At 47.7% G+C, this 14831-nt stretch carries 19 protein-coding genes, 2 tRNA genes and 1 other RNA gene; 21 read left to right on the plus strand and 1 reads right to left on the minus strand.

Going from position 1 to position 14831, the window contains the following annotated elements:
* Positions 1–64: 64 nt before the first annotated feature.
* The 15 genes from ACSYSL_RS05530 to rlmH all read left to right on the plus strand — a co-directional run bounded on the left by ACSYSL_RS05530 (position 65) and on the right by rlmH (position 10976).
* The gene (locus ACSYSL_RS05530; protein WP_491708526.1) at positions 65–694 is read left to right on the plus strand and encodes a class I SAM-dependent methyltransferase; all 630 of its coding nucleotides are present in this window, start codon (positions 65–67) and stop codon (positions 692–694) included.
* The gene (locus tag ACSYSL_RS05535) at positions 694–1236 is read left to right on the plus strand and encodes a nucleoside deaminase (protein WP_010691459.1); all 543 of its coding nucleotides are present in this window, start codon (positions 694–696) and stop codon (positions 1234–1236) included. The genes ACSYSL_RS05530 and ACSYSL_RS05535 overlap by 1 nt, the downstream gene beginning before the upstream one ends.
* Positions 1237–1286: 50 nt before the next feature.
* Positions 1287–1373: signal recognition particle sRNA small type (gene ffs, locus ACSYSL_RS05540), an RNA gene on the plus strand.
* Between the two features lie 42 nt (positions 1374–1415).
* Positions 1416–3416 carry a DNA polymerase III subunit gamma/tau gene (gene dnaX / locus ACSYSL_RS05545; RefSeq protein WP_491708527.1) on the plus strand — a complete coding sequence of 667 codons (2001 nt, stop codon included), beginning with the start codon at positions 1416–1418 and terminating at the stop codon, positions 3414–3416.
* 9 nt (positions 3417–3425) lie between these two features.
* On the plus strand, positions 3426–4031 hold the full coding sequence (gene recR / locus ACSYSL_RS05550) for a recombination mediator RecR (RefSeq protein ID WP_010691464.1): 606 nt from the start codon (positions 3426–3428) through the stop codon (positions 4029–4031).
* Entirely contained in the window at positions 4028–4294 is a 267-nt protein-coding gene (locus tag ACSYSL_RS05555; protein WP_010691466.1) for a DUF2508 family protein, read from the plus strand. The genes recR and ACSYSL_RS05555 overlap by 4 nt, the downstream gene beginning before the upstream one ends.
* A gap of 9 nt (positions 4295–4303) precedes the next feature.
* Complete coding sequence (gene tmk, locus ACSYSL_RS05560; RefSeq protein ID WP_491708528.1) at positions 4304–4954, plus strand: dTMP kinase; 651 nt, start codon at positions 4304–4306, stop codon at positions 4952–4954.
* A 3-nt stretch (positions 4955–4957) separates the two neighbouring features.
* Positions 4958–5281, plus strand: a complete 324-nt coding sequence (gene darA / locus ACSYSL_RS05565) for a cyclic di-AMP receptor DarA (RefSeq protein ID WP_010691471.1) — start codon at positions 4958–4960, stop codon at positions 5279–5281.
* Positions 5281–6240, plus strand: a complete 960-nt coding sequence (locus ACSYSL_RS05570) for a DNA polymerase III delta subunit-related protein (protein ID WP_187753576.1) — start codon at positions 5281–5283, stop codon at positions 6238–6240. The genes darA and ACSYSL_RS05570 overlap by 1 nt, the downstream gene beginning before the upstream one ends.
* A gap of 2 nt (positions 6241–6242) precedes the next feature.
* The gene (gene rsmI, locus ACSYSL_RS05575) at positions 6243–7145 is read left to right on the plus strand and encodes a 16S rRNA (cytidine(1402)-2'-O)-methyltransferase (RefSeq protein ID WP_010691473.1); all 903 of its coding nucleotides are present in this window, start codon (positions 6243–6245) and stop codon (positions 7143–7145) included.
* Positions 7138–7881: an acyl-[acyl-carrier-protein] thioesterase gene (locus ACSYSL_RS05580; protein ID WP_010691474.1), complete on the plus strand. Its 744-nt coding sequence runs from the start codon at positions 7138–7140 to the stop codon at positions 7879–7881. Before rsmI ends, ACSYSL_RS05580 begins: the two co-directional genes overlap by 8 nt.
* A 12-nt stretch (positions 7882–7893) precedes the next feature.
* Entirely contained in the window at positions 7894–8889 is a 996-nt protein-coding gene (gene galE, locus ACSYSL_RS05585) for a UDP-glucose 4-epimerase GalE (protein ID WP_010691476.1), read from the plus strand.
* 197 nt (positions 8890–9086) lie between these two features.
* Positions 9087–9159, plus strand: a tRNA-Lys gene (locus ACSYSL_RS05590).
* Positions 9160–9208: 49 nt separating this feature from the next.
* On the plus strand, positions 9209–9970 hold the full coding sequence (locus ACSYSL_RS05595) for a M15 family metallopeptidase (RefSeq protein WP_491708529.1): 762 nt from the start codon (positions 9209–9211) through the stop codon (positions 9968–9970).
* Between the two features lie 526 nt (positions 9971–10496).
* On the plus strand, positions 10497–10976 hold the full coding sequence (gene rlmH / locus ACSYSL_RS05600) for a 23S rRNA (pseudouridine(1915)-N(3))-methyltransferase RlmH (protein ID WP_338349574.1): 480 nt from the start codon (positions 10497–10499) through the stop codon (positions 10974–10976).
* Positions 10977–11010: 34 nt separating this feature from the next.
* Here the strand turns inward: rlmH and ACSYSL_RS05605 are convergent, their stop codons facing one another.
* Positions 11011–11658 (minus strand): NAD(P)H-hydrate epimerase, encoded by a 648-nt coding sequence (locus tag ACSYSL_RS05605; RefSeq protein ID WP_338344948.1) that lies wholly within the window; start codon positions 11656–11658, stop codon positions 11011–11013.
* Between the two features lie 76 nt (positions 11659–11734).
* Here ACSYSL_RS05605 and ACSYSL_RS05610 point away from each other — a divergent pair, with 76 nt between their 5' ends.
* From ACSYSL_RS05610 to ACSYSL_RS05635, 6 genes are all read left to right on the plus strand, one after another.
* Complete coding sequence (locus tag ACSYSL_RS05610; protein WP_010691483.1) at positions 11735–12064, plus strand: hypothetical protein; 330 nt, start codon at positions 11735–11737, stop codon at positions 12062–12064.
* An 80-nt stretch (positions 12065–12144) separates the two neighbouring features.
* Positions 12145–12232, plus strand: a tRNA-Ser gene (locus ACSYSL_RS05615).
* 132 nt (positions 12233–12364) lie between these two features.
* Positions 12365–12922, plus strand: a complete 558-nt coding sequence (locus ACSYSL_RS05620; protein WP_338342545.1) for an NADPH-dependent FMN reductase — start codon at positions 12365–12367, stop codon at positions 12920–12922.
* Positions 12923–13279, plus strand: a complete 357-nt coding sequence (locus ACSYSL_RS05625; RefSeq protein ID WP_491708530.1) for a DUF1304 domain-containing protein — start codon at positions 12923–12925, stop codon at positions 13277–13279.
* A 4-nt stretch (positions 13280–13283) separates the two neighbouring features.
* On the plus strand, positions 13284–13586 hold the full coding sequence (locus tag ACSYSL_RS05630; RefSeq protein WP_010690982.1) for a CHY zinc finger protein: 303 nt from the start codon (positions 13284–13286) through the stop codon (positions 13584–13586).
* Positions 13587–13697: 111 nt separating this feature from the next.
* On the plus strand, positions 13698–14621 hold the full coding sequence (locus ACSYSL_RS05635) for an L-lactate dehydrogenase (protein ID WP_338342548.1): 924 nt from the start codon (positions 13698–13700) through the stop codon (positions 14619–14621).
* Positions 14622–14831 lie beyond the last annotated feature (210 nt).

Genomic DNA, 14831 nt, shown 5'->3' on the forward strand with positions numbered 1-14831 from the left:
AAGAAGAGCACTTGGTGCTCTTTTTTTGTACATAAATTAGATTTCGTCAATTAAGGAGAAGAAGATGAGTGAAAAAACAGGGGGACAGCAGTATTTTACGGCTGATCCAACGGCTGAACATGATTACCAAAACTTTGACTTTACACTTTTAGGTAAGAATTTGCATTTCCAAACGGATGCTGGGGTCTTTTCAAAGAAAACCATTGATTTCGGTACGCGTGTGATGCTTGACGCAGCGGCTGAACAGCACTTTGTTGTTGGAAAAGTCTTGGATTTAGGTTGTGGCTATGGACCAGTCGGCAATGCCGTGGCTAAGGCCTGGGGACGTGAAGTGGATATGGTTGACGTTAACGACCGTGCCCTGGATCTAGCCAAAACGAACTGTCAAAAAAACGGGGTTAGTGACCTAACACGGGTTTTTCAATCCTCCGTTTATGACGCTGTTGTGGATAAGTACGCGCTAATTCTGGTTAATCCCCCAATCCGTGCTGGAAAAGTCGTGGTGACTGCCATGTTGCAGGGAGCGACTAAGCATCTTGTTGATGGTGGCGCCATCATCGCAGTTTTGCAAAAAAAACAGGGGGCGCCATCCGCACAGAAAAACTTGGAAGCTGTTTTCAATGATGTTTCGGTGATTGGCAAGAAGAAGGGCTACTTTGTTTTGATGGCTAAAGACCCCAAGGAGACAGTCTGATGGCCGTCGTGCCGACTTTAACGTCTGAACAGATTAAGGCTTCCATGGAAGCGGCACTAAACGAAGCGCGGGCTGCTGGACAGCGCGGCGAAGTGCCAATTGGGGCCGTGATTGTTAAGGACGGGAAAATCATCGCTTCGGCTGGCAACCGACGGGAAGAAGATCAAAAGACGGATGCCCATGCCGAGATGCACGCCATTCTAGAGGCAAACGCGAAATTAGGAACATGGCGCTTAGAGGAGACCGCTCTCTTTGTGACTTTGGAGCCGTGTTTGATGTGTGCGGGTGCCATTCTAAATGCTCGAATTCCCCTGGTTTACTTTGGTGCGCAAGACAAGAAGGCGGGTGCCGTGACCTCGCTCTATTCGGTTTTTGCTGACGATCGGCTGAACCACCAGGTCAAAGTCGTTCCAGGTGTTTTGCAGGCTGAGTCTTCCGCACTATTAAAAAGCTTTTTTCAAGAATTGCGGGCTAAGCAAAAGGCGAGAAAAAAGGCGTTGAAGCTAGAGAAAAACAGGGAGCAAGACGAGAAAGCAGAGTAGAAAAAATCTCGGCTTTTGTTTGCGCCAGTTCCTAATTTTCGATATAATAAAGAAGCAGGCAAGGGTCTACTTTCGAACCGAGTCAGGACAGAGATGTAGCAGCTCTAAGATTGCTTGACCTTGTGCTTGTGTACATAGCAAAACCGCCTTCAGGCGGCTTTTTTTGTAAGGGAGAAACGATGGCGTATCAGGCACTTTACCGGGTTTACCGGCCAAAGACTTTTTCAGAGATGGTTGGACAAGAAGTGATCACTAAGACGCTACAAAACGCCATCGATCAGCACCAAACTGGACACGCCTATCTGTTTGCAGGTCCAAGAGGAACTGGTAAGACATCGGCGGCCAAAATCTTTGCCCGTGAAGTGAATGGGATTGGCCCCGATCAGGCTGGTCAATCCCAACCCGATATTATTGAAATTGATGCGGCTTCCAATAACGGGGTGGATGAAATTCGCTCCATTCGTGACTCGGCGAATTACGCACCAATTGAGGCCCCTTACAAGATTTATATTATTGACGAAGCGCATATGCTCTCGACGGGGGCCTTTAATGCCCTTTTGAAGACACTTGAGGAGCCACCTGCTCAGGTAAAGTTTATTTTGGCCACCACTGAAATTCAAAAGATGCCCGCGACAATCTTGTCTCGAACTCAGCGTTTTGAATTTAAACGCCTCTCAAACCAAACCATTAAGAACCGTTTGGTGGAAATTTTGAAGCAGGAAAAACAAGACTACGAAGAGGCCGCTTTGGACGTTGTGGCCACTGCCGCCGAGGGTGGGATGCGTGATGCCCTGTCCATCATGGATCAGGTGATTGCCTTTGGCCCTGATAAAGTCACATTGGACAACGCACTGACGGTCACGGGATCCGTTGATATTGATCAGGTTTTGGCTTACTTGAATCAAGTGATGACGGGGCAAACAGCCGTTGCCCTTGAAACGCTTTCGCAAATTCTGCTCTCGGGGAAGGATGCTAATCGCTTTTTATCGGACCTCATTGCGACTTTGCGCGATGTGATGCTCGTTGACTTGGCCCCTGATTTGGTGAAGGCCAAGTCAAAGGAAAGCGATTTGAAGACCTTCTTGAAAGCTAGCTCACAAGAACAGATTCAAGAAATGTTGCAAGTTATTGATCAGACAAAGACGGCTTTGGCGCAGTCCTTACAATCCGACATTTATCTGGAGATTTTAACGGTTCAACTCGCGCAAAAGTCGAATCCAGCAAACGCCAACACATCAATTGGCCATGCAACGTCTTCTAAGGAAGAGCCGAAATCAGCAGCAAAGAGACAGGAAACAGTTGAGGAAAAGCCCACAAAAACAGTCGAACAAGCAGCGCCTGTTGAAGCAAGTGCGGCACATGAGGAATCGGCTGATTCAGAAAGCGAGCACGGCACAAACGGCGTTTTGGAGTCCAAACGATCTGAAACAAAAGCCATGGGCACTCCTTCCTCTAGCTCAACGGAAGAGCCAGTTGCTGAGCAATCCGCAGGCAGCCGTGTGCCGGAAGAGCGGCCAGCTGATGAAGTGACTGAAAAGCCAGAGCGTCCGGTTGAAAAGCGGTCACTTGATAATGAAACGACCACAGGGCAAGCCGAGACGGGAACTGCTGCGACAGCGACAGCAACTGTGGCCACGGAAGCAACGGCCACTGGACCAGCATTACGACTTTATACCGGTAACGAGCCGGTTCAGGCAGTTCTATCACAGGCCAAGCGTGACCAGTTGAATCAAGCGCAAGCAAAGTGGACTGACATTATTGCAACGATGCCCGTTAAGGATCAGGCGGTTCTGCAAACTGCTGAGCCAGTAGCCGCTTCGCTGGACGCAATTGTGTTAGCCTTTGACTACCCGGCATTGGAAGACAAGGCCGAAAAGGATGCCGAGTTGCAAGCACAACTTGCTCAGGCATTGATTCAAAGCGGGCTACCGGTTCAATTAGTGTTACGAACAAAGGATGAGTGGCATAACGATCGGGCGGAGTACGTGAAGGCGTTGAAGGCCGGTCAGACAGTGAAGATTGCACTTTCTGATTTAAGCCCCATTGTGGTTAACCAAGAAACGACACAACAAACCGCAACCCCACAGGAAACGAAGGGAAATGACCACTCAGACGTTGTGGCTTCGGCAAAAGCGCTCTTTGGCGATGACATCGTTCAAGTAAAAACTGAAACAAAGTAAGGAAAAAAGATGCAATATCCGGAACCCATTGCTAAACTAATTGATTCATATTCTAAGTTACCCGGAATTGGTGCCAAAACGGCGTCTCGTCTTGCCTTTTACACGTTAAACATGGATCAAGAAGACGTGGCGAATTTTTCAAAAGCACTGGCAGAAGCAAAAGATTCGATTACTTTTTGTGAGATTTGCGGTAATATTACCAGTAAAGATGAAAATCCCTGCGTCATCTGCACGGATACCACAAGAGATCGGTCAACCGTTCTGGTGCTTCAAAATCCAAAAGATGTCATGGCGATGGAACAGACCCAGGAGTACCACGGCCTGTACCATGTTTTGAACGGGGTGATTTCGCCGTCGGCTGGTACGGGACCGGAAGACATCAACCTACCGTCGTTGATTCGCCGGCTTTCCAAGGATGACGAAATCAAAGAGGTGATTGTCGGAACCAACGCGAACACCGATGGCGAGGCAACGGCCATGTATATCGCCCGTCTCGTCAAGCCCGCCAATATCAAAGTTACTCGCTTGGCCTCTGGATTAGCGGTTGGCTCGGACATTGACTACGCGGACCAGTTGACTTTGATCAAGTCCATCGAAGGTAGGAATGAACTGTGATTTTTAAGAAGAAAACCGTACGACACAACAATTTGAAGGCTGAGTATGACCAAATTCTGTTAGAAGAAGTGGACCACGCCCGCCGTGAATACCGACAGGCTCAGGATTCCGAAACTGCCTTGGTTGACGCACGGGTTAATGGGCACATGGTTCAGGCACAGACTGACATGAAAAAGGCTTGTTTCTCCTATCTTTATAAAGAAGCGAAACGGCGAAGAACCGTGGCAAACGGGCCACAACTTTATCGTTCGACTGATGAATAGGAGGGTGGTATGAAAAAAGCAAATTTTATCACCTTTGAAGGGCCCGAAGGGGCCGGAAAAACAACGGCCATTCAAGCTGTGCTGCCTTTCCTTGAAGAGCTGACGAGTAAAGTCGTTGTGACGACAAGGGAGCCGGGTGGCAATCCCCTGGCTGAGGCTGTTCGAGATTTATTGAAAGAACAGCAGGAGCCAGCCATTGATGCCCGGACGGAAGTGTTGCTGCTTGCGGCTTCTCGTCGTGAACACGTCGTACAGACCATCTTGCCGGCTCTAAATAACGGGGCTGTCGTGGTCTCTGACCGTTACTTGGATTCTTCCTTGGCCTACCAAGGTGGTGGCCGAGGATTGGGAATGCAGGCTGTTCAGGCTATCAATGACTACGCCATTGAAAATCCCGAAACGGGTCAGGCTGTTGAGCCAGGATTAACGATTTACATGGACTTACCCGTTGAAATCGGATTAGAACGAGTTTTCAAACACCGAACTGGCAAGATTGATCGGATGGATCGAGAGAATCTTGACTTTCACCGGAGGGTTCGCGAGAGTTATTTGGAATTGGCGGCACAAAATCCTGAACGGATTAAAACCGTCAATGCCAACCAGCCGGCCAACAAGGTTTTAGAGGATGTTAAAGCAATTTTACTGGAAAACTGGAGGTAAACGATGAAACTGATTAATGCGATTGTACAGGACAAGGATGCCACAAAATTGGCAAACGCTTTGGTGAAAAACAAAATTCAGGCAACTCGCTTGGCGACTTCTGGTGGCTTTTTGCGCTCAGGGAACACGACTTTTCTAGTAGCCATTGACGACGAGCGTGTGCAGGAAGTGCTCGACATTATCAAGTCTGTTTCGCAAAAGCGCAAGCAGTTCATGGTTCCCCCAATGGGTGTTGAAGGAGAGCGCGCAGCTGCCTTCCCTGTTGAAATCGAAGTTGGTGGAGCAACGGTCTTCACGCAAACGATCGATGACTTTTATCAATTCTAATGGTAGCGACGAAGAAAAAAGTCGCTGCGGCAAAGCAGGAAGAATCGGCCGTTTTTGAGATGGCCGATTTTTTGACACTTGCTAAGGAATCGTATCCCGAAAACATCCAGCAGTTGCAACAGGCGGTGGCTGAAGACCGACGGTCCCACCTTTATCTATTAGCAGGACCCGGTAATCAACAAAAGTTGGCCTTGGCCCTTGCTTTTGCTTCGATGGTGCTGGGGGATGATGAGGAAACACAGGAGCGGATTAGTCGCCTTGACCACCCGGACTTGGTCACGGTTTTACCGGAGAAGAAGGGGGCAGCCATTAAGATTGCCCAAATTCGCGCCATTACCCCAGAATTGACCACAACGGCATTAGAATCGCCCGTCAAGGTCTTTATCATCGATCGAGTGGAGACGCTCACGACCGCGGCCGCCAATTCCTTGCTGAAGTTCATTGAGGAACCGGCCGGACCACAGTTGATTATTCTATTAGCCAACAAAGCCGATGATGTGTTGCAAACCATCGTATCACGGGCCCAGGTCGTCCACCTACTGCCTAGTCCAGAAGTAGCAAAGGAAGCGGCCGCTAGTTTGGCTGTTTTCCAGGAAACGGCTCAACCCGCAGTCTTTAAGTGGTTTGAAAAAGTCGTTGCCCGAGATGTGTCTTCCATGGTTTTCTTGCAAACGACGTTAATTAAATTGATTGATGACAAGGAAAAGGAAGAGCAAGTGCTGCTTTGGCTGCAACAGCTCGCTCGTGATCTCTTTATGCAAAAGACGGTCGACCAACCCGTTTTATACTTTCCGCAGTTAGTTGGTTTTTATAAAAAAGCGGCGGAACGTTATCAAGCGAATCAATTGCAGGCCGTCCTCGAAAACGTTTTATCTTTGGATAAACTAAAGAACGTACAATTAGCTTTGCAATCAAAGCTTGAAAAAACTGCGCTTGAATGCGCCATTTTACTAGGTTAACGATGCAGATACAAAAGTCTTTTACAACTCATGACACCGGGACGCTCTACCTTGTGGGTACGCCCATTGGTAATCTTTCGGACATGTCTTCTCGGGCTCTCGAAGTTCTCCAAGAGGTGGATGTTATTGCGGCCGAAGACACTCGGCATACGCAGTTGCTCTTGAACTATTTTGATATCAAGAATAACAAGACTTCGCTTCACGAGCATAACTGGCAGGAAAAGGCACCAGAATTGGTACAAGAACTCCTTGCTGGTAAGTCCATTGCGCAAGTTTCCGATGCCGGCCTACCTTCCATCTCAGATCCGGGAAAGGAATTGGTGGCCCAAGCGATTGAGGCGAACGTGCCCGTTGTGCCAATTCCTGGTGCTTCCGCCGGAATTACAGCCTTAATTGCTTCAGGATTGGTGCCACAGCCCTTTTACTTCCATGGTTTTTTACCACGTAAGAAACAGGAGCAGGCCCAGGCGTTGCAGGATCTTTCGTGGCGTCCTGAAACCATGATTTTTTATGAAGCACCCCATCGCTTGAAAAAGACCTTGCAGAATTTGGTCGAAGTGCTCGGCGAGAAGCGTCGCATTGTACTGGCTCGCGAACTAACGAAACGCTACGAAGAGTTTCTTCGGGGGACGGCCGTTGAAGCCGTCCAGTGGGCGGAGGAAAATGACATTCGTGGTGAATTTGTTTTGTTAGTTGAGGGGCGGTCGGACGGTTCGGGTGTTCCACCAAAAGCTGTTGCTGACACGACAGACACCAGCGCGGCAAATCCTGAAGAAGCGGTCCAAGCACTCATTGACCAGGGGCTCAAGCCGAACGCTGCCATCAAGCAGGTGGCCAAAGAAAACGGCTTGAACCGACAGGATCTCTATAAAAGTTATCATCATATTGAGGAAGAAAATGGCTAATATCTATTCCATTCAACGTCCAGTTGAGTATTATCAAGTTGACCTCACCCGCAAGCTATCCCTTTCAATGATTTTGAATTTAGCCATTCTTTGTTCACGTAAACAGGGGGAGTACCTCAAGGTCGGTTATCAAGAAACTGACAAATGGGGACTGGGCTGGGTGATTTTACAATACGACGTTAAAATTTTACGTCGCCCCGTTCTGGGGGAAGAATTGACCATCGAGACGAAAGCCGGTGAGTGGTCCTCATACTTTGCCCAGCGTGGCTTTTATTTTAAGGACGCGGCCGGCAAAGTCATCATCGATATCGATTCACTGTGGGCCCTGATTGACCTTGAAAAACGGCACATGGTCAAGTTACCACTCGAATTGGTTAAACCTTACGGGGGAAACGAACAAAAACGTTTACCAAAGATGGTTCGAATTCCGAAAATTAAGGACGAGCCAATCGACTTTGATAAACCCTACCAAGTCCGTTTCTTGGACATTGATGGCAACCGTCACGTGAATAATTCGAAATATCTGGAGTGGATGGTCGATGTGTTACCGCTCGACTTTTTGAAGGAGCACGAGGCAACGGGCTTCTCCATTCGCTACGAGAATGAGGTTCACTATGGTCACCATGTTGATTCCCAAGTCGTGATGGGGGATAATGAGACGAGGCACCGTGTGTTAAACGGTGATCAAACAGCAGCAGAGGCCGTGATTCATTGGGCCCCTGCGGATAAAAAATAAGCGAGGACAAACATGTCAGTATTAGTATTGGGTGGAGCCGGCTACATCGGTTCTCACATGGTTCGCCAACTCTTGGCTAATGGTCAAGACGTGGTTGTTGTTGATAACTTGGTCAAGGGACACCGCGCGGCGGTAGCACCCGAAGCCAAGTTCTACGAAGTTGATATTCGTGACAAGAAGGCCCTTTCCGAAGTCTTTGACAAGGAAGACATCGAGGCCGTCGTTCACTTTGCAGCCTTTTCAATCGTGCCCGAATCCGTTGCAGAGCCTTTGAAGTATTTTGATAACAACACGGCCGGAATGGTGACTTTGCTCGAGGTCATGCAGGAACACAATGTGAAGAAGATTGTCTTCTCATCAACGGCCGCTACCTATGGTAACCCCGTTCACATTCCAATTAAGGAAACGGATCCACAAAACCCCATCAACCCCTATGGTGAATCCAAGTTGATGATGGAGAAGATGATGGGTTGGGCTGATCAGGCCTATGGTATTAAATGGGTAGCCTTACGCTATTTCAACGTGGCGGGAGCTATGCCAGACGGTTCCATTGGTGAAGATCACGAACCAGAGACCCACTTGGTACCAATCATCTTACAAGCCGCTTCTGGTAAGCGCGATTACATTGAGATGTTCGGGGATGACTACAATACCCCAGACGGCTTTAACGTCCGTGACTATGTCCACGTCGTTGATTTGGCCGATGCGCACATCTTGGCCTTGAATTACTTGAAGGAAGGCAAGCCATCTGCTCAATTTAACTTGGGTTCAGCAACTGGTTTCTCCGTTAAGGAAATGGTCGAAGCAGCCCGTAAGGCAACCGGTGTTGATATTCAGGCAAAAGTCGGTCCACGTCGTGCTGGGGATCCTGACATTTTGGTGGCGGATTCAACGGCCGCCCGTGAGGTCCTAGGCTGGAAGCCAAACTATGACAATGTGGAAGACATTATCAAGACGGCCTGGAATTGGGTTGAGAAGCACCCAAATGGTTATGACGACAAAAAGTAATGATTGAAAGAGTTGACTTCGGTCAGCTCTTTTTTGTTTCCCTCTGTTAGACGAAGACAGTATGATTGGCAAGAATGTTGGTGGCGTCTTGCTGCTGTTTACTCGAACCGATTACCAAAAATCGTAAAAAACCAGACAAAAGTCTTGTCAGCGCTGTTCGGCTATGGTATGATATTTTTTGTTGATAAAGACACCATGGTTAGTTAGCTCAGTTGGTAGAGCAACGGACTCTTAATCCGTGGGTCCAGGGTTCGAGCCCCTGACTGACCATCCCAAGGACCGGCGTAGCCGGTCCTTTTTTTGTACATAGGAGGGAAAAGTGAAACGTAAAAAGAGATTGTTAACCATTTTGTTCTTGGTTTTGATCTGTGCGATTGTTCTTGGTGGTTTCTTGTTCATGAGAACAGGGCATCAGCAACAGAGTACTTCAAGTACGAACGATTCGGCAAAAACCAAGACCCTAACTGATTTACCGAAGGGTGTGAAGTCCACTGATTGGGACCTTGTCTTGGTCAATAAGTGGCACCCCCTTTCCTCCGAAATAAATTTTGAAAAGGCAACGGTTGGTGGCATAACGGTCAATGCACGGATTAAGCAGGCCGTTTTGGACTTTCAAAATGGTGCCCGGGCGGCCGGCTACCAAACGAACTTGATTTCGGGCTACCGGTCGATTCAGTACCAAAAAGAAGTCTTTGAAAACGTCAAGAGGAACAACATTGCCCAGGGGATGACGGATGCCGAAGCGGAAAAAGCGACAGCGGCAGTTGTCCAAAATCCAGGCTCCTCAGAACACCACACTGGTTTAGCCGTCGACATGGCTGGCAGTGATGCTTTTGAAAAGTACCCGAACTTGGAAGCCAACATGGATCAGTTCGCTTCACAGCAGTGGTTAATCAAACACGCGGCGGATTATGGCTTTGTCTTACGTTATCCAAAGGAGAAGAGTCAAATCAAGCAAACGGGGATTGATTATGAATCCTGGCATTTCCGTTATGTTGGCGTGGAAAACGCCAAATACATGGTGAAACACCATCTCACGCTGGAAGCCTATGTGAAAGCACTAAAAGAAGCCGGCCGTTAAGGCGTTAAAAAGTCCGATTGCAATCGGGCTTTTTTTTAGGTAAAGGGCGCCAAAAAAGTCAAGTACAGGTGATGATGAATTTACAACTAGACCAATTAAAGAATGCGTGTTCGCTTGTTTTAAGGTAAACTTTATGCGTAGGCTTATTCCGAAAAGAGCTGTTCGGCTTTCCGGTTTGTCTTTAAACTTTATTTAACATGATGACTGGCTTTTGCTAGGTAAACCTACGGTAAAACCCGAAGGATTCATTGCGAAAAGGTAGCGAACAAATGTGCTTATCAACAGTTGGGGATAAGTCTGGGGATAAAGAAGGTAATTTGGGGAAAAAGATTGATTTAATGCCATTTCTGACTTTGGAAAAGAATGAATTCTTTTGACGTTGATAACGAGTCTTGTTGGGGAAAAGTCGTGTAGATTGCATAAAATCCGGGTATTTCTTTGGGAAAACTGTGGATAAGTCCGTTGATAAGTCGAAAAAGTGGGGATAACTTTTTGGCTTAGACCAAAATGAAAAGAGATAATTTAAATGAAAATTAAAGTAATTACAGTGGGAAAACTGAAAGAAAAGTATTTAAAAGAGGGCATTGCGGAGTATCAGAAGCGCTTGCAGCGTTTCGCAAAGATTGACATGATTGAGTTAGCTGATGAAAAAACACCGGAAAAGGCGTCGGAGGCAGAGAACCAGGAAATCATGGCAAAGGAAGGCGACCGCATTTGGGCAAAAATAGGCGAACGTGACTACGTCGTTGTGCTCGCGATTGAGGGAAAGCAGCTACCTTCAGAGAAGTTCTCCAAAGTGCTCCAGCAGGCAAAGCTATCAGGACATGGTACCCTGACTTTTATCATTGGCGGTTCACTTGGATTAACGGATAAAATCAAAAAAAGAGCCGATTTACTGCTCTCCTTTGGGTTATTAACGCTGCCCCATCAATTGATGCGTCTGGTTTTGATGGAGCAAATCTACCGGGCCCAAATGATCGAGGTCGGTTCGCCCTACCACAAATAAAAAAGCTAGGAGCAACCACTCCTAGCTGAATCAATTATTGAATTGAAAAGTCAAAATCATTCGGTGTAATCAAACCGGCCGATTGAACAATGACGCGACCCGCCATTTTTTTACCAAGGGAGCGCGACGTACCCACCTTTTGGTAACCGAAGGCGATGGTGGCCTTCGCCTTTAAGGCAGCCCCGTGGCTGTCGCCGGTGTTTACATCGATACCCGTTGGCATGTCCAAGGCAACCACGGTGTTTTCGATGTGGTTAGCCGCCTTGAGCATTTTTTGAAGACCTTCTGGCAAATCAGCATTCAAGCCGGTGCCAAAGATGGCATCGATGATGAGGGACGGCTCTTTAAAGTCTGATTTCTCGGCTCGTGTGACACCGCACGCCTCGGCTGCCTTGAGTTGTTCTTTGACAGATTGGCTGGCCCGGTGGACGTTACCAACGAATTGGAGGGTGACTGGTATTTTCGCTTGGTGAAGAAGGCGAGCCAGGGCTACGCCATCGGCGCCGTTTTGACCAAGGCCGGCCAAAACGAGCACCTTTGATAAGTCGAAGCGGCCTGCCGCTAGGACTTGCAGTGCGGCCATTGCAGCCTGCTCCGTCAAAACGGCAGCTGGCAAACCAGCTTCATCAATCGTGTAAGTTTCAATGGCCTTCATTTCTTCGCCAGTTACGAGTTGTGTCATGTTTTTCACCTTAGTATAATAGATACAGTTATTATAATATAGAAGAACAGAAATTACATATAAAAGGAGATGGGTCATGGATAATTTGGATGTGGCTGATGACTACCAACAAGTAAAGGACCAGGTCGCCATCTTGAACGCCCGTGGTGAGCAGGTGACAGAAGATCAAGTGATCAAGCGGACGCTGAAGCGTAGTCTCGAACAAATTCTTGACTACCGGATGGACGGGACGTTTTATACCGTTGCATGGGATGACCAGGGGAACCTTGCCCTGACCGACGTTTATGGCAAGCCTGCTGGCGTGATTAAGCCAATCAACGAATCGTTAATTGAAGACTTTAAAAAAGATGATCAGGGTGTTTGGGACCATTTCAACCTGGCCATCATGAAATCGATTGCGCGTTAAGAACACGACTTTCTTTGGCTGAGGGGGTGGAGAACTTCTTGCCGGCTAGCGGATAATCTGGTATAGTATTATCTGTTATTGGAGAAGTACTCAAGAGGCTGAAGAGGCGCCCTTGCTAAGGGTGTAGACGTGTTAAAGCGTGCGAGGGTTCGAATCCCTTCTTCTCCACTAAGTAAAGCACAGCTGGAAAGCTGTGCTTTTTTATTTTTTGAGATAAAGCGAACCAAGCGTTGATCAGTCGTTTTTGATAGTGGAAAAAGTTTACAATAGAGTCAAACAGATTGAGTAGAGGAGTACATCATGAAAGTTGCTATTTTAGTCGGTTCGAACCGTCAGTTTTCGGTTTCACGCAAAGTCGCTTACTGGTTAAACCCCATTTTGAACAGTGCTGACATGGCGGCCGAAGTTTTGGATTTGGCTGAGATTAACCTGCCCTGGTTGGATGAGCCCGAATTGCCAGCGGTGGGAATGTATCAGCTAGAGGCCACCAAGACCTGGTCGAACATTGTTAAGGAGTTCGATGCCATGGTCATTGTTTTCCCACAGTATAATTGGGGCTATCCGGCCGTTTTGAAAAACGCGCTCGATACGCTCTACCAGGAATGGCAGGGACTGCCGGTAGCGACCGTTGCCATTGGTTCCCACGGTGGGTTTCAGGGGGAGCTGGCGCTTTCGATGGTCTTGCAGGGCCTGAAGATGCGCCGGTTACCAGTGAACTTGCGGCTATCCATTAAACCGGATGAAATTGAGCGCGAGGCTGATGAGGCAGAGACGGCGCAATTTTTGGCGGATTCTGTCGATCAGGCAAAGCTGTTAGCACAAGCTTTAAAAAAAGAAGTAAACGAAAAGGATGAATAAATGACAACATTTGTGACCGTTTTAAGCCTCTTAGTGGCAATTGAATTTTTTTATATTCTGTACCTGGAGACTTTTGCCACGACTTCTGCTAGCACAGGCAAAGTCTTTTCGATGACAGCCGATGAGCTTGCCCAGCCGAAAGTCCAGCTACTCTTTCGTAATCAGGGAATCTACAACGGATTGATTGCGGTTGGGATGCTCTACGCGATTTTTGTACAACGGGATTTGTTAGTGCCGCTCCTGGTTTACATCCTTTTAGTGGCGGCCTATGGTGCTTTTTCTGCTGGCAAAGTCGCTTTGTTCTTCAAGCAGGGTGGCTTGGCTTTGCTAACGTTGCTTCTGTTACTGTTGGGTTAACGAAATGATTAAAGTTTGGGGTCAATCCGTTGGAGAAACGGGTACTTGTCGGCATTACCATAGTGAGTTGGACGTGGTTGCCCAACAGTGTGCCGGCTGTCAACGGTACTATGCGTGTTATCAGTGTCATGACGAACTGGAGAACCATGTCTTTCAGCCGGCTTCAACATCAGCGGGCAAGCCAGTCCTGTGTGGTGCCTGTCAGACGCTTCTGACGTATGAAGAGTATCAGCTGGGGGTTTGCCCGACGTGTCAACATCCGTTTAATCCAGGGTGTGCCTTACACCATGACCGCTACTTTCAGTAAGCTGTCTAAAAATGAATGTTGAAAAAGATTTAAATGAACGTTTTCTAATAAAAGTATTGACTTTCGGCTTTGATTCTTCTATTCTTGATGAAAAAGCAGGAGGAAAGACAGATGCGAAAAGTGGGAATCATCGGAATGGGAAACGTTGGATCAGCGGTGGCGCACGCGTTGATTCAAGAAGGTGCCTTTGATGAGTATGTCTTGATTGATAAGCGCGAAGAAAAGGTCCGCGCCGAAGCGTTGGATTTTGAAGATGCGAAGGCCAACCAAAATGAGAGCTATCAAATTACAGTGAACGATTATTCCGCTTTGGATGACGCAGATGTTGTGATTTCAGCGATTGGAAAGATTGAGTTGCACTACAACAACGTGAAGCGCGATCGCTTTATTGAATTACCCTTTACTGCTGAACAGACTAAGGAAGTGGCGGCCAAGTTGAAGGCTACTAAGTTCTCCGGAACGTTAGTTGTGATTACGAATCCCTGTGATGCCATTGCAGCGCTTTACCAGAAAGAGACGGGTTATCCAAAGGAGAAGGTGATTGCAACCGGTACTTTGCTGGATACCGCCCGTATGAAGCGTGCCGTTGGGGCTGCCTTTGGGGTAACGCCGAAGTCCGTTTCGGGGTACAACCTTGGGGAGCACGGTAACTCCCAGTTCTCCGCTTGGTCAACGGTTCGTGTCTTGGAACAGCCAATCAAGGAAATCGCACGAGAACGTGGGGTTGATTTGGCAGATATTGAGGAAGACTCAATTCGTGGTGGCTATACTGTCTTTTCTGGTAAGAAATGCACGACCTATGGCATTGCGACAGCAGCTGTTCGCTTGACCAAGGCAGTGGTCTCCGATTCTCACGAAGAGTTGGTTGTTTCCCATTACCAGGATGCATACGGAACTTACCTTTCAACGCCGGCCGTTGTTGGACGCGCGGGAATTGTTTACCATGTTCCAATGGCATTGCCAAAGGATGAGGCTGATAAGTTGCAAGCCTCAGCGGATTCAATTAAGACGCAATTTGAGAAATACGCGGACTAATGTTCGTGTTTTAATGGTTAAGAGACGGAAATAAATGTTTTATATTCCGTATTGACTTTTATAACCGAACGATTTAAGATAAAGAGGTTGAAGCGAAGAAAAGATAAGTAAGAGCTGCGGTTGCTAAGAGAGCCGGTGTTTGGTGCAAACCGGTCGATTCACGTTCTGAAAATGGTCTTGGAGCTTTTGTTAGAGTGAGCGTTTGTGAGC

It is taken from the genome of Fructobacillus sp. ESL1129, from assembly GCF_058507945.1.

What these genes read in the sequence shown, in the direction of transcription:
- ACSYSL_RS05610 (WP_010691483.1), top strand. Translation starts at nt 11,735, where the DNA reads ATGGATAATTTGGATGTGGCTGATGACTACCAACAAGTAAAGGACCAG.
- ACSYSL_RS05620 (WP_338342545.1), top strand. Translation starts at nt 12,365, where the DNA reads ATGAAAGTTGCTATTTTAGTCGGTTCGAACCGTCAGTTTTCGGTTTCA.
- ACSYSL_RS05625 (WP_491708530.1), top strand. Translation starts at nt 12,923, where the DNA reads ATGACAACATTTGTGACCGTTTTAAGCCTCTTAGTGGCAATTGAATTT.
- ACSYSL_RS05535 (WP_010691459.1), top strand. Translation starts at nt 694, where the DNA reads ATGGCCGTCGTGCCGACTTTAACGTCTGAACAGATTAAGGCTTCCATG.
- darA (WP_010691471.1), top strand. Translation starts at nt 4,958, where the DNA reads ATGAAACTGATTAATGCGATTGTACAGGACAAGGATGCCACAAAATTG.
- ACSYSL_RS05580 (WP_010691474.1), top strand. Translation starts at nt 7,138, where the DNA reads ATGGCTAATATCTATTCCATTCAACGTCCAGTTGAGTATTATCAAGTT.
- ACSYSL_RS05570 (WP_187753576.1), top strand. Translation starts at nt 5,281, where the DNA reads ATGGTAGCGACGAAGAAAAAAGTCGCTGCGGCAAAGCAGGAAGAATCG.
- rlmH (WP_338349574.1), top strand. Translation starts at nt 10,497, where the DNA reads ATGAAAATTAAAGTAATTACAGTGGGAAAACTGAAAGAAAAGTATTTA.
- galE (WP_010691476.1), top strand. Translation starts at nt 7,894, where the DNA reads ATGTCAGTATTAGTATTGGGTGGAGCCGGCTACATCGGTTCTCACATG.
- tmk (WP_491708528.1), top strand. Translation starts at nt 4,304, where the DNA reads ATGAAAAAAGCAAATTTTATCACCTTTGAAGGGCCCGAAGGGGCCGGA.
- dnaX (WP_491708527.1), top strand. Translation starts at nt 1,416, where the DNA reads ATGGCGTATCAGGCACTTTACCGGGTTTACCGGCCAAAGACTTTTTCA.
- rsmI (WP_010691473.1), top strand. Translation starts at nt 6,243, where the DNA reads ATGCAGATACAAAAGTCTTTTACAACTCATGACACCGGGACGCTCTAC.
- recR (WP_010691464.1), top strand. Translation starts at nt 3,426, where the DNA reads ATGCAATATCCGGAACCCATTGCTAAACTAATTGATTCATATTCTAAG.
- ACSYSL_RS05635 (WP_338342548.1), top strand. Translation starts at nt 13,698, where the DNA reads ATGCGAAAAGTGGGAATCATCGGAATGGGAAACGTTGGATCAGCGGTG.
- ACSYSL_RS05605 (WP_338344948.1), bottom strand. Translation starts at nt 11,658, where the DNA reads ATGACACAACTCGTAACTGGCGAAGAAATGAAGGCCATTGAAACTTAC.
- ACSYSL_RS05530 (WP_491708526.1), top strand. Translation starts at nt 65, where the DNA reads ATGAGTGAAAAAACAGGGGGACAGCAGTATTTTACGGCTGATCCAACG.
- ACSYSL_RS05630 (WP_010690982.1), top strand. Translation starts at nt 13,284, where the DNA reads ATGATTAAAGTTTGGGGTCAATCCGTTGGAGAAACGGGTACTTGTCGG.